The organism is Burkholderia sp. YIM B11467 (genome assembly GCF_052952715.1).
The window spans coordinates 144,531-156,568 of the sequence record NZ_JBQVSQ010000001.1; the positions used below are offsets into that span (position 1 = coordinate 144,531).

Sequence of the window (12,038 nt, forward strand, 5' to 3'; positions counted from 1 at the left end):
CATCTCGCATGGCCGTTTTCACTGCTGTTTCCGACTCCGATCTCGCGCAATGGATGCGCCACTACGAACTGGGCGACGTGCTTGCGTTCCGCGGCATTCCGTCCGGTATCGAAAACAGCAATTTCTTCCTGACGACGACACGCGGCGAGTACGTCCTCACGATCTTCGAAAAGCTCACGGCGCAACAACTGCCGTTCTACCTCGACCTGATGCGCCATCTGGCCGGCCACGGCGTGCCGGTGCCGGATCCGGTGCCGCGTGACGACGGCGCGCTGTTCGGCGAGCTGCACGGCAAACCGGCCGCGATCGTCACGAAGCTCGACGGCGCGGCCGAACTCGCGCCCGGGGTCGAACACTGCATCGAAGTCGGACAAATGCTCGCGCGCCTGCACCTCGCGGGGCGCGATTACCCGCGCAACCAGCCGAACCTGCGCAGCCTGCCGTGGTGGCAGGAGAACGTACCGGCGATCGTGCCGTTCATCACGGACGCGCAACGCACGCTGCTCGAAGGTGAGCTTGCGCACCAGGCCAGTTTCTTCGCGTCGGACGACTACGCGGCGCTGCCGGCCGGGCCGTGCCATTGCGACCTGTTCCGCGACAACGTGCTGTTCGCGCACGCGGCGCCCGGCACCGGCCACAGCGTGCGGCTCGGCGGGTTCTTCGACTTCTATTTCGCCGGCTGCGACAAGTGGCTGTTCGACGTCGCGGTGACCGTCAACGACTGGTGCGTCGACCTCGCGACCGGCGTGCTCGACGTCGCGCGCGCCGATGCGCTGCTGCGCGCCTACCAGACGGTGCGGCCGTTCACGGCCGAGGAGCGCCGCCACTGGAGCGACATGCTGCGCGCGGGCGCGTACCGCTTCTGGGTATCGCGCCTGTACGACTTCTACCTGCCGCGTGCGGCGGAAATGCTCAAGCCGCACGACCCCGGCCATTTCGAACGCATCCTGCGAGAGCGTATCGCCCATACGCCCGCGCTTCCCGAGATCCAAACCGCATGCAACTGATCGAAGTGCCCGCCAAAACGGGCTATGTCTGGTTCCGTCAAGGCGTCTGGCTGTTCCGCCGGAACCCGCTCGCGTTCATCACGCTGTTCTTCACGTACCTGCTGGCGATCACGCTGGTATCGATGGTGCCCGTGATCGGCTCGGCGCTGCCGCTGGTGTTCATTCCCGGCATCGCGGTCGGCTTCATGGCCGCGTGCCGCGATACGGTGGCCGGCAAGCCCGTGATGCCGACTATCCTGATCGACGGCTTCCGCTCGTACGGCGCCGTCGCGTCCCAGCGGCTGCTGGTGCTTGGCGTGATCTACGTCGCGTCGATGGTGCTCGTGTTCGCCGCGTCGTCGTTCGTGGACGGCGGCGCGCTGTTCCACGTGATGATGGGTGCGGCGGACGAAGCGAGCACGACGCCGGAAACGCTCGCCGCGCAAGGCACGCTCGGCGCGCTGTTCTTCGCAACGCTGCTCTATCTGCCGATCTCGATGCTGTTCTGGTTCGCGCCGGTGCTGGTCGCGTGGCATGACGTCCCGCCCGCCAAGGCGCTGTTCTTCAGCATCGTCAGCTGCTGGCGCAATCGCGGCGCGTTCACCGTGTACGGCGCGCTGTGGTTCGGCGTCGCGCTCGGCACATCGCTCGCGCTGTCGCTGCTGCTGCAGGCGCTCGGCGCCGGCGCCTATGCACTGACGATCATGATGCCGGTGACGATCATCATCGTCACGATGCTGTACTGCTCGTTCTACGCGACCTATCGCGGCTGCTTCGGCGTGCAGGAACCGGGCGCGCCGACTCCCACGTCGGGCCGCTGAAACCTCTCCCGGCCGGCGCGCGCCGCCGGCCGTCATGCCGTTCCGCGCGCCGGGTTGTCTCCCGGCGCCTCTCCCGATCCCCCTGTTTCGCGGCATCCGCCGGCATCCGCCCCTGGCCGGGCGCCCCTGTTCAACCCGATCTTTTGCGCGCAAAATAATTTGTGTGCAAATTGTTCGCGCGTCCGCCGCGCCTCCCGAATCATGGACCGCCTGCCCCCGCTACCCCAGACGCTCGACGAACAGCTGTGCTTTGCGCTCTACTCGACTTCCCACGCGATGACGAAGGCGTACAAGCCGCTGCTCGACAAGCTGTCGCTGACCTATCCCCAATATCTCGCGATGCTCGTGCTGTGGGAGCGCGACGACATCGCGGTGAAGGACATCGCCGCGCGGCTCGATCTCGATCCGGCCACGGTCACGCCGCTGCTCAAGCGGCTGGAAGCGCTCGGCTACGTCGAGCGCGTGCGCAGCGCGACCGACGAACGCGTCGTGAACGTACGCGTGACGCCGGAAGGCCGTGCGCTGAAGGACCGCGCACGCTCGGTGCCCGCCGATCTCTTTTGCGCGATGCAGCAAACCCCCGAGTTCCTGGTCAGGCTGCGTGCCGACCTCCAGCAGTTGCGCGACGCGCTGTCGGCCGCCAACGAACGCTGACGAGCGAGCGTCGGCCGACCGGCCCGGTACTACCGGGCTTTTTCTTCAAAATTTCATTTGCACACTAATGATTTGTGTTCTATATTTTATTCGTGGCCGGCGACATCCCGTTAGACCGGGCCGCTTTTCTCCCCTTTTCCCGACAGGAGCTGCACGATGAACATTCTGTACAAGACCAGCGCCACGAGCACGGGCGGCCGCGACGGCCGCGCAGTATCCGCCGACAACAAGCTGGAAGTGAAGCTGGCCGCGCCGCGCGAACTCGGCGGCACGGGCGCGGAAGGCACGAATCCGGAGCAGCTGTTTGCCGCAGGTTACTCGGCCTGCTTCCTGAGCGCGATGAAATTCGTCGCCGGCCAGAACAAGCAGGCGCTGCCGGCCGATACGCAGGTCACGGCGGAAGTGGGCATCGGCCCGAACGACGCAGGCGGCTTCGGGCTCGACATCGAGCTGCGCGTATCGCTGCCGGGGCTCGACAAGGCCGACGCGCAGGCGCTGGTCGACAAGGCGCACCACGTGTGCCCGTATTCGAACGCCACGCGCAACAACGTGCCGGTGCGCCTGACGGTCGTCTGACGCGACGCAAGCCCGCGAATGCAAAAAGGGCGCGTGCGGCATCTAGCCGCACGCGCCCTTTTGCGTGACTCGCCGGAGCGGCGGGCCGGCGGGCCCGCCTGCGCTGCTTAGCGCGAGCCGAGCGAATACGGGCGGTTCATCGCCGCTTCGCGATCGATCTTGCGCATACGGAATTCGAGATCGTAGATGTCGGTCGCTTCGGACAGGTACGCCTCGGCGCGCTCTTTACGGGCCGTTTCAGCGTTCTTGGTCAGCATCAGGAAGAGGTGGCTCAGCAGGTACATGGTCGATCTCGCAATCCAAAGGTTCTTTGACTAGGGTTTTCCCGAATTATAGGGAAAACCCTAGGCTTTGGCCAGCGTCGATCAGACGATGCGTCGTTCGGTCGCCACAGTGCGGCGATGTGCTTCGAAAAAGGCCCAGATCATCGAGCTCGCATCGGGGCCGACGGCCGCATGAAACGGCACGGCTTCGTCGCCGCCGGCCCACGCATGATCGAGCCCTTTCACATGGCAGAGCCGCACGACCGGTTCGCCATCGCGGCAGACGTCGGTCATCTGCGCGCCCGACTCGCGCGTCTCGACCCGCTCGCCGCCGCGCAGCGCACCGCGACTGTCGGCCAGCCCGTTCAGGCGCATGAACTGCACCGTCAGCTGGTCGGCATTCTTCGGCGCGACGACGTGGTCGCCGTCGCCCTGGACGATCAGCGCCGGCATGCCCGGATACGTGCCGGCATCGACCAGCGCATCGACGGCCGCGGCCGGGTTCTGCCGCAGGCCGCGCCGCATCACGTCCATCGCTGTGATGCCGGAATTCGCCTCGCCGAGCGCGGGACCCGAGTGCAGCGCCACCGCCGCGAAGCGGTCGGGATGGTGCAGTGCAAGAAGCGCCGCGAGGCCCGCGCCGGCCGACAGCCCCGCGACATAGACGCGCGACGCGTCGAAACCGTGTTCGTCGACGACCGCGTCGACGAGCGACGCAACCGAGTTCGCCTCGCCGCGGCCCGCGCGCTCGGTGTCTTCATACCAGTGCCAGCAGCCGTGCGCGTGCGCGCGCAGCGACTGCTCCGGATACAGCACCGCGAAACCGTGCTTGTCGGCCAGCAGGTTCATCCGCGTGCCCTGCACGAATTCGTCGACGGACTGCTGGCAGCCGTGCAGCATCACGACGAGCGGCATCGCGCCGCGCCGGCGGCCGGGCGGCACGTAAAGGCCATACGCGAGATTCTGGACGAGACGCCCGAGCGCGGGCGTCATCGGATGTTCGCCGCGCGTCCACTCACCCGCCGCCCACGCGGCCGCACGCGGACGCACGCGCGATTCGCGCGGCGGGGACAGATCGGATACAGCGGGCGAGGCAGCGGCCTCGAGTGCGTCGCGTGTGATGCGCTGCGCATCGCGCACCGCATGTTTGGCGGCCGGAGACAGCATGCGTTTCATGCCGCCCAGCCACACCTTGGTCAGACTTTTGGTCATCGATCGGGCTCGCAGTCAGGAAAAATAGGGGCGCCATGAAGGCGCCGCAACGGATGCATCGTTCGGCTTTGTGCAATGCACCATAACATTGTTTCTGGGATTTTTCCTGCGCGCGGATAGTTCCCGGTGGCGCAAAAAACGGGGCACGTGCGCACGCGGCGCTATACTGGGGTTTCGCCGCTTGTATCCGTTGTAGTCGTTCTTCCCGGCTCGCGCGTTGATTTAAGCATCCTCCCCGCCTCCGTTCGTCCGTTTTCCGATGTTCGACCTGTCGTCTCACCTGTGGATCATGATCACCGCGTTCGGCGGCGCCGGCCTGACCTTGCCGCTCGCGATCACGATTGCCGTCTGGCTCGCGCTCGGTTACTCGTGGCAGCGCGCCACCGCCTGGCTGGGCGTGCTGGCGGCCGCGATCGGCGTGGTCGCGCTGACGAAGATCGCGTTCCTCGGCTGGGGCATCGGCATCCGCGCATGGGATTTCACCGGGTTCAGCGGCCATGCGATGCTGTCGACGTCGGTCTATCCGGTCGCGATTTTCCTGATGCTGATCCGCACGCGCACGCCGGTTCGGATCGTCGGCATCGCGCTCGGGCTCGCGGCCGGCGTCGCGGTCGGCGTGTCGCGCGTCGCGCTCGATGCGCATTCGCCGTCCGAATCGATCACCGGCTGCATCGTCGGCGCGATCGCCGCGCTCGCGTTCATCGCCGGCTCGTGGCGCGCGGTGCCGCACCGCTGGTCGGTGCCGGCGGTCGTCGCGAGCCTCGCGCTCGTCACCGTCGCGCTGCACGGCATCACGGTGCCGTCGCATCGCTGGGTCACCAAGGTTGCGCTGCAACTGTCGGGGCACGAGCGCCCGTTCGTCCGCGCGCGCTGGAAGGCCAATCCGAACTACCGCCCCGCGTCGCAGCCGTCGTCGCTGCAGCGTACCGAATCGGCGACGCACACGCTCCACACGTGACAGGCCGCCCGGCCGTCACGCCCGCCTCCTTTCAGGTCTGACCAATTCATGCACGCCGTCGCATGATCGGTATGTCGAGCGTTATAACCCACCCTATATTACGATTACGTTTTCCACCCATTCAAACGAATCCACCATGCGCTCACCCGTCCGTCCGCTTCGCCGCACCCTGCTCCGCCTGCTGCCGATCGTCACGCTTGCCGCCGGTGTCGGGTTCAGCGCGCCCGCTTCCGCCGACGACGAACTGGTCGTGTCGGCGGCCGCCAGCCTGACGAACGCGTTCAAGGCCGTCGGCGACGCGTACGAGAAGCAGCATCCGGACACCAAGGTGCTGTTCAACTTCGGTGCGTCGGACGTGCTGATGCAGCAGATCGCCAAGGGCGCGCCGGCCGACGTGTTCGCATCGGCCGACCAGAAGGCGATGGATCGCGCGGCCGACGAAAAGGTGATCGTGCCCGGCACGCGCCGCGACTTCGCCGCGAACTCGCTCGTGCTGATCGTGCCGGCGGACAGCCACGCGGCCGCGCCGACGTCGCTGAACGACCTGACCGCGCCGGGCGTGAAGCGCATCGCGTACGGCGACCCGGCATCGGTGCCGGTCGGCCGCTACACCGAAGGCGCGCTGCGCGCGGCCGGCGTGTGGGACGCCGTCAGCGCGAAGGGCGTGCTGGCCGCCAATGTGCGCCAGAGCCTCGACTACGTTGCGCGCGGCGAAGTCGACGCGGGCTTCGTGTTCGGTACCGACGCCGCGATCATGCCCGGCCGCGTGAAGGTTGCGCTGACGGTGCCGACCAAGACGGCCATCACCTATCCGATCGCCGTGGTCAAGGACAGCCGCCACGCCGTGCAGGCGCAGTCGTTCATCGATTTCGTCTCGTCGGCGCAGGGCCAGGCCGTGCTGTCGACGTTCGGTTTCAAGCCTGCGGGCAAGTAAGCATATGGAGATGCAAGGCGCCTGGGTACCGCTGCTGCTGTCGCTGAAGGTCGCCGGCTGGGCGACCGCGCTCGACATCGTGCTCGGCGTCGCGGCCGCGTTCGCGCTCGCGCGCTGGCGCTCGCCGATGCGCGACGTCGTCGATTCGCTGCTGACGCTGCCGCTCGTCCTGCCGCCGACGGTGCTCGGCTATTACCTGCTCGTGCTGCTCGGCCGGCGCGGCGTGTTCGGTGCCTGGCTCGACCAGCTCGGCATCGAGCTGGTCTTCACGTGGCAAGGCGCGGTGATCGCGTCGATGGTCGTCGCGTTTCCGCTGATCCTGAAGTCGGCGCGTGCTGCGTTCGAAGGCGTCGATCCGCATCTCGAACGCGCCGCGCGCACGCTCGGGCTCGGCGAAGCCGCGGTGTTCTTCCGCGTGACGCTGCCGCTCGCCACGCGCGGGATCCTCGCGGGCGCGCTGCTCGCATTCGCACGCGCGCTCGGCGAGTTCGGCGCGACGCTGATGATCGCGGGCAACCTGCCCGGCCGCACGCAGACACTGTCGGTCGCGATCTACGCGGCCGTGCAGGCCGGCGACGACAACACGGCCAACTTCCTCGTGCTGGTGACGTCGATCACCTGCGTGCTCGTGCTGCTCTCAGCCGGCTGGCTCGTGCCGGCGCGCGCGTCACGGAGTCAGCTGACATGAAGCATCGGTCTCGTCCGTATCGGCTGTTTCGCCCGGCGGCCGGCTTGCTTCGGCGGAGGCCCGCATGAGCCTCGTCGTCGACATCCGCAAGACCTACGCGAACGCCGAGCGCCGCTTCACGCTCGACATGTCGTTCGTGGCGACGACGCAGCGCGTCGTGCTATTCGGGCCGTCCGGCGCCGGCAAGAGCATGACGCTGCAGGCGATCGCCGGCCTGCTGTCGCCGGACGAAGGCACGATCACGCTGAACGATGAACCGCTGTTCGACGCCGCGCGCCGCATCGACGTGCCGACCCGTGAGCGCCGCGTCGCGTACCTGTTCCAGGATTACGCGCTGTTTCCGCATCTGAACGTGCGCCAGAACATCGCGTTCGGGCTCACGCCGGGGCTGCGCAACCCGCGCGCGAAAACGGTGCCGCCCGAAGTCGCGTACTGGCTGCACGCGTTCGATCTCGAATCGCTCGCGGGGCAGTATCCGTCGCAACTGTCGGGCGGGCAGAAACAGCGCGTTGCGCTGGCGCGCGCACTGGTCGCGCAACCGCGGATCCTGCTGCTGGACGAACCGTTCGCTGCGCTCGACGGCGCGATGCGCCAGCGCATGCGCCACGAGCTCGCCGAACTGCAGGCGCGGCTCGATATCCCGATGGTGCTGATCTCGCACGATCCCGACGACGTCGCCGCATTCGGCGATCAGGTCGTGCAGTTGAGCGAAGGACGCGTGCAGGCGACATCGCCGCACGCCGAGTGGCCGACGCGCGTCGCATGAGCGCGCGAGGCCGTGGTCGTGGCAGGCACGTTGGAGCCTGAGAGAAGCCGCATGTAGCGGCATAAGCTGAAAACGGAAACGAAGCTGGCGCCAAGCAGACGCTGCGCGACGCCGGCTTCACTCCGTCCTTCTTCGTACGCGCGCCACAGCGCGCCGCCTTGCTCGCGCCGTCAGCCCGTCACCGCGAGAATCACGCTCGACGCCTTGAACAGTGCGATCGCCCGCCGGCCGTCGGCGAGCTGCAGCGCATCGACGCTGTCGTTGGTCACGACAGCCGTCAGCGTCCCGCCGCCGTCGAGCGCGAGCGTCACTTCGCTGTTCACCGCGCCCGCCGTGACGGATTCGACGCTGCCGTGCAGTTGGTTCCGTGCGGACACCTTCAGGTCGGGCCCGCCATCGTCGGCCGCGAGCACGACCCACGACGCCTTCACCAGCGCGCATGCGTCCGCGCCCGCCTGCAGACCGAGTGCATCGGCGCTTTCGTGCGTCAACACCGCGACGACCGGCTGCCCGCCTGGCAGCGTGAGCGTCACCTCGTCGTTGACCGTGCCGCGCACGATCGACGCGACCTTGCCGAACAACTGGTTGCGCGCGCTGGTCTTCATCCCGATCCGGCCGATCAGCGCCCAGTCGACGTCGAAGCCGGCAACGGCCGCACTCGCGGCCTCGATGAAACGGCGATGCTCGCGCTCGATCGTGCGGAACGCGGCGATCAGCGACGTCGCACGCGCGGTCAGCGTCGTGCCGCCGCCGCCCTTGCCGCCCGTCGATCGCGCGACGAGCGGTTCGCCGGCGAGATTGTTCATCGTGTCGACCGCATCCCATGCGGCCTTGTAGCTGAGGCCGACGGCCTTGGCCGCGCGCGTGATCGAACCGGTGTCGCCGATCGCCGCGAGCAACGCGATGCGCGTGGCGCCGCCGAGCGTTTGCTCGCCTGCGCGCAACCACAGCTCGCCGCCCAGTTCGAGCGGTTCGGAAGACGGGGAAGAATGCGGTGCGTCGGTCATCGGGCGGCGTGCGGGAAACGGGTGGCCATTATAGTCAGCGTGCGCCGCTCAACCCGGCTTGCCGTCGAGCTTCGGCGGACGCAGGCTGGCCAGCAGCGCCTCGGCGTCGCGCGCGGCGCGCTGCTCGAGCGCCGCGCCGTAACCGCGCACGAAACCGAGCTGGTACGGCGGCGCCGCCAGCTGCTCGAGATGATGCAGCGCGACGATCGTGTCGTTCGCTTCGCCAAGCACGCTCTGCACGCGCGTGAGCGTCTTGACCGTCTCGGTACGCGTGCGGCGCGACGCCAGCGATGCAAAGAATTCGAGCGCATAGCGCAGTCGCTTCGCATCGATCCGCACCTGATGGCGCGCGGCGGTATCGAGCGAAGTGAGCGACGGCGATGCATAAAGTTCGCCGAACAGCCGGCGCACGCGCTTGGTCGCATGACGCCGCAGTGAAGGTGCGTCGACGGCTTCGGCAGGCGGCAGTGCGAGCGAGCTCAACCATTCGAGCCAACCGAGCGTCAGCCGCGCATAGCGGGCCGAATGCAGCGCCTGCCGCAATTCGACGCGCGCGGTCACGCACTGCGCGTGCGCCGCGTCGAGCGTGCCGTCCCAGTCGGCGCCGCCGCCGTCGGCCGCGATCAGCGCGGGCAGGCTTTCGGTCGAAAACACGTCCCAGTCGCGCACCGTGCCGAGCAGCGCGGCAAGCCAGCGCAGGTCGACACCGAAGGTGTCCTGCCATTGCCGGTCGGCGAACAGCGGGAAGAAGCGCATCAGCGTGCGCAGGCGGCGCAGCGCGACGCGCATCTGGTGCACGAATTCGGGATCGTCGCGATCGAGCACGCCGCCCTCGTTGCCGAGCCATTGCGCGGCAATGTCGCCGGACAGCGCGAACAGCGCGGTGCGTTGCGAGCGGATGCCGGTCAGGTCGACGAGCTGCGCCTTGACGGGCCCGGTGGTAGCCGGCTCGCCCGCACAGGCGCGGTCAATCACGCTCGTCAGTTGCACGAAGGCGGGCCATGCGCCGCTCAGTTCGCGCGCCGCGGCAAACAGCGCGTGCAGCGCGGCCGTGCGCGCGGCGAGGGTTTCCCAGTCGGGCGCGGTGAGACGCAGCTCGACGTAGCGGCGCGGCGACTCGCCGCCGCCGTGCAGCGTGACGTCGTCGAGCGTCATCTCGACCACGACGCCGCTGTCGTCCGCCCACCGCCCGCGCCGCCGTTCGCTAACGAGGCGCAACGCCGACGATTCGGGCAGCTCACCGGCGGCCGAGGGTGCGGTGGCGTTCGGCGCGACGCCGTCGACTTCGCCGATCGCCGCATCGGCATCGGCCGGCGCGGCGGTCGCGGGAATGGGTAGCGGCATCGCGACGACGATCCCCGCATGCTCCGCGTCGAACAGTTCGCGCTGCGTGACGCCGGGCGCGAACGCCCTGGCGCGGGACGCAACGACCCGCCTTCCATGTGCATTCGATTCGACCCAGGTCCACCAGCTCGCGCCGGGGCTCGGCTCGGCCTCCTCGACCTGGCACGGCTCGATCGTCACACGTTCATGGCCTCGACGCATCCGGACCTGCGGACAGATCCGCCACGCACGTACAAGTTCGGCGCCGAAGTCGCGCTGCGTGCCTCGAGCGCGACTCGTAGCCTTGACCGGCCAACCTTCCAGCGACAACGACAACACGATTTCCAGCACACGCGACATGGAGGCTCCCGCACATGAAGAATCGCCGGCGCATCGACCGCGCCGGCGTCGCCTGTGAAGCAACTTCCATAGTACACGTCGGAAAACCGCTCAGGCGACGATCTGGCCCTGTCGCCGTGTCGCACGTCAAACGGCGTATTGCGCGATGCCGTTGCCGAACGACCAGTCCTCCTTCAGCACCTCGACGAGACTAATGAATACGTCCTGTTGCCGCACGCCGGGCTGCTGCGCGAGGTTCTCCGCGATGGTCCGGTACAGCGCCCGCTTCTGCTCGAGCGTGCGCGTGTTGTTCGCGGTGATCTGGATCATCACGAGATCGTCGCTGCGTTCGATATCGAGGTAATGGCGGCCGAACACGAAGTTCTCGGCCGCATGCTCGGTCACGACCATGAAGATGTCGTCTTCGGGCACGTTGAACGTGTGCATCAGCGCGCGATGCACGCCGTCGACGAGTGCCGCGCGGTAGGCGGCCGGTTTGCCCTCGCGCACTGCGATACGGGTGAATGGCATGGTCCTGCTCCTGTCGGTGACGTTGAAGAACGGAAACACGGCGTCAGGTTAGGCCCGTCGATCTATAATAAAAAGTCATCGACGCATATTTCATCCATTTACACTTGAAATGAAAGTACTCGACCTCGATGCCGTGCGAGCGTTCGTGCTGGTCGCCGATCTCGCCAGCTTCACGCGCGCTGCCGATGCGCTCGGCACCACGCAATCGGCCGTCAGCCTGAAGCTGAAGCGGCTGGAGGCCCACCTCGGCAAGCCGCTGCTTGAGCGCACGCCGCGCGTGGTCAAGCTGGCCGCCGACGGCGAGAACTTCCTGCCGGCCGCCCGTGCGCTGCTCGATGCGCACGACCACGCGCTCGGCGCGATCTCGGCCGGCACGCATCGCCTGTCGCTCGGCGTCAGCGAGCACGTCGCGGTGCCCGACCTGCCGGCCGTGCTCACGAGCCTGCATCGACAGGATCCGGGGCTGTCGCTGGAAATGCATCTCGGGATGTCGTCGAGCCTGCTCGTGCAATACGACGAGCGCCGGCTCGACGCGGCGATCGTGCGGCACGAACCCGGCGAGGATCCGCCGCGCGAAGACGGCACGCTGCTGTTTACCGAACCGCTGGCCTGGCTCGCCGCGCCGGACTGGGCACCGCGCGCGGACGAGCCGCTGCCGCTCGCGGTGCTGGCCGGCCCGTGCGGCGTGCGGGCCGCCGCGCTGCGCGCGCTCGACCTTGCGGGGCGGCCGTGGCGCGAACGCTTCACCGGCGGCGGGGTCGCGGCGGTCACGGCCGCCGCCGCCGCGGGGCTCGCCGTCTGCCCGCTCGCGCGGCGCGTCGCACCGCGCACGCTGGTCGACGTCGGCGCGAAATTCGGGCTGCCGCCGCTGCCGCTGTCGCAGGTCGTGCTGTATTCGCGCGTGCGCGACGCCCGGGCGGCCGCCGCGTTGCGCAGGTTTGCCGACAGCCTTGCAATCTCGGCGTAAACTAGCGGGTTCC

At 68.1% G+C, this 12,038-nt stretch carries 14 protein-coding genes; 9 read left to right on the forward strand and 5 right to left on the reverse strand.

The features are described from left to right. The first annotated feature begins 8 nt into the window (after positions 1-8). The 4 genes from ACTRWB_RS00625 (at position 9) to ACTRWB_RS00640 (ending at position 3,037) form a co-directional block, all read left to right on the forward strand. On the forward strand, positions 9-1,007 hold the full coding sequence (locus tag ACTRWB_RS00625; protein WP_412024972.1) for a homoserine kinase: 999 nt from the start codon (positions 9-11) through the stop codon (positions 1,005-1,007). Next, positions 998-1,807, forward strand: a complete 810-nt coding sequence (locus ACTRWB_RS00630) for a BPSS1780 family membrane protein (RefSeq protein WP_446900578.1) — start codon at positions 998-1,000, stop codon at positions 1,805-1,807. Before ACTRWB_RS00625 ends, ACTRWB_RS00630 begins: the two co-directional genes overlap by 10 nt. Before the next feature lie 201 nt (positions 1,808-2,008). Further along, the gene (locus ACTRWB_RS00635) at positions 2,009-2,461 is read left to right on the forward strand and encodes a MarR family winged helix-turn-helix transcriptional regulator (protein ID WP_343490404.1); all 453 of its coding nucleotides are present in this window, start codon (positions 2,009-2,011) and stop codon (positions 2,459-2,461) included. Positions 2,462-2,617: 156 nt separating this feature from the next. Next, positions 2,618-3,037, forward strand: coding sequence for an organic hydroperoxide resistance protein (locus tag ACTRWB_RS00640; protein WP_031399791.1), 420 nt, complete (start codon positions 2,618-2,620; stop codon positions 3,035-3,037). A gap of 107 nt (positions 3,038-3,144) precedes the next feature. On the opposite strand, the gene ACTRWB_RS00645 is transcribed toward ACTRWB_RS00640, so the two are convergent. Together ACTRWB_RS00645 and ACTRWB_RS00650 are read right to left on the reverse strand one after the other, a co-directional pair. Next, the gene (locus ACTRWB_RS00645) at positions 3,145-3,321 is read right to left on the reverse strand and encodes a DUF3563 family protein (RefSeq protein ID WP_080970993.1); all 177 of its coding nucleotides are present in this window, start codon (positions 3,319-3,321) and stop codon (positions 3,145-3,147) included. Between the two features lie 81 nt (positions 3,322-3,402). Continuing rightward, a complete protein-coding gene (locus ACTRWB_RS00650; RefSeq protein ID WP_446900579.1) occupies positions 3,403-4,512 on the reverse strand; it encodes an extracellular catalytic domain type 1 short-chain-length polyhydroxyalkanoate depolymerase in 1,110 nt (369 codons plus the stop codon). Positions 4,513-4,771: 259 nt separating this feature from the next. Here ACTRWB_RS00650 and ACTRWB_RS00655 point away from each other — a divergent pair, with 259 nt between their 5' ends. The 4 genes from ACTRWB_RS00655 (at position 4,772) to ACTRWB_RS00670 (ending at position 7,858) form a co-directional block, all read left to right on the forward strand. Beyond that, positions 4,772-5,470 (forward strand): phosphatase PAP2 family protein, encoded by a 699-nt coding sequence (locus ACTRWB_RS00655; RefSeq protein ID WP_048250221.1) that lies wholly within the window; start codon positions 4,772-4,774, stop codon positions 5,468-5,470. Between the two features lie 136 nt (positions 5,471-5,606). Then, entirely contained in the window at positions 5,607-6,404 is a 798-nt protein-coding gene (modA, locus tag ACTRWB_RS00660) for a molybdate ABC transporter substrate-binding protein (protein WP_446900580.1), read from the forward strand. 10 nt (positions 6,405-6,414) lie between these two features. Then, positions 6,415-7,092: a molybdate ABC transporter permease subunit gene (gene modB, locus ACTRWB_RS00665; protein ID WP_419687535.1), complete on the forward strand. Its 678-nt coding sequence runs from the start codon at positions 6,415-6,417 to the stop codon at positions 7,090-7,092. Positions 7,093-7,156: 64 nt separating this feature from the next. Continuing rightward, positions 7,157-7,858, forward strand: a complete 702-nt coding sequence (locus tag ACTRWB_RS00670; protein ID WP_419687537.1) for a sulfate/molybdate ABC transporter ATP-binding protein — start codon at positions 7,157-7,159, stop codon at positions 7,856-7,858. A gap of 170 nt (positions 7,859-8,028) precedes the next feature. Here the strand turns inward: ACTRWB_RS00670 and ACTRWB_RS00675 are convergent, their stop codons facing one another. From ACTRWB_RS00675 to ACTRWB_RS00685, 3 genes are all read right to left on the reverse strand, one after another. Continuing rightward, positions 8,029-8,865, reverse strand: coding sequence for a TOBE domain-containing protein (locus ACTRWB_RS00675; protein ID WP_446900581.1), 837 nt, complete (start codon positions 8,863-8,865; stop codon positions 8,029-8,031). Between the two features lie 48 nt (positions 8,866-8,913). After that, positions 8,914-10,548 (reverse strand): CHAD domain-containing protein, encoded by a 1,635-nt coding sequence (locus ACTRWB_RS00680; RefSeq protein ID WP_446900582.1) that lies wholly within the window; start codon positions 10,546-10,548, stop codon positions 8,914-8,916. A 126-nt stretch (positions 10,549-10,674) separates the two neighbouring features. Continuing rightward, positions 10,675-11,058, reverse strand: a complete 384-nt coding sequence (locus ACTRWB_RS00685; RefSeq protein ID WP_047901420.1) for a tautomerase family protein — start codon at positions 11,056-11,058, stop codon at positions 10,675-10,677. Between the two features lie 109 nt (positions 11,059-11,167). On the opposite strand from ACTRWB_RS00685, the gene ACTRWB_RS00690 reads away from it, so the two are divergent. After that, a complete protein-coding gene (locus ACTRWB_RS00690) occupies positions 11,168-12,025 on the forward strand; it encodes a LysR family transcriptional regulator (protein ID WP_343490413.1) in 858 nt (285 codons plus the stop codon). Positions 12,026-12,038: the final 13 nt, after the last annotated feature.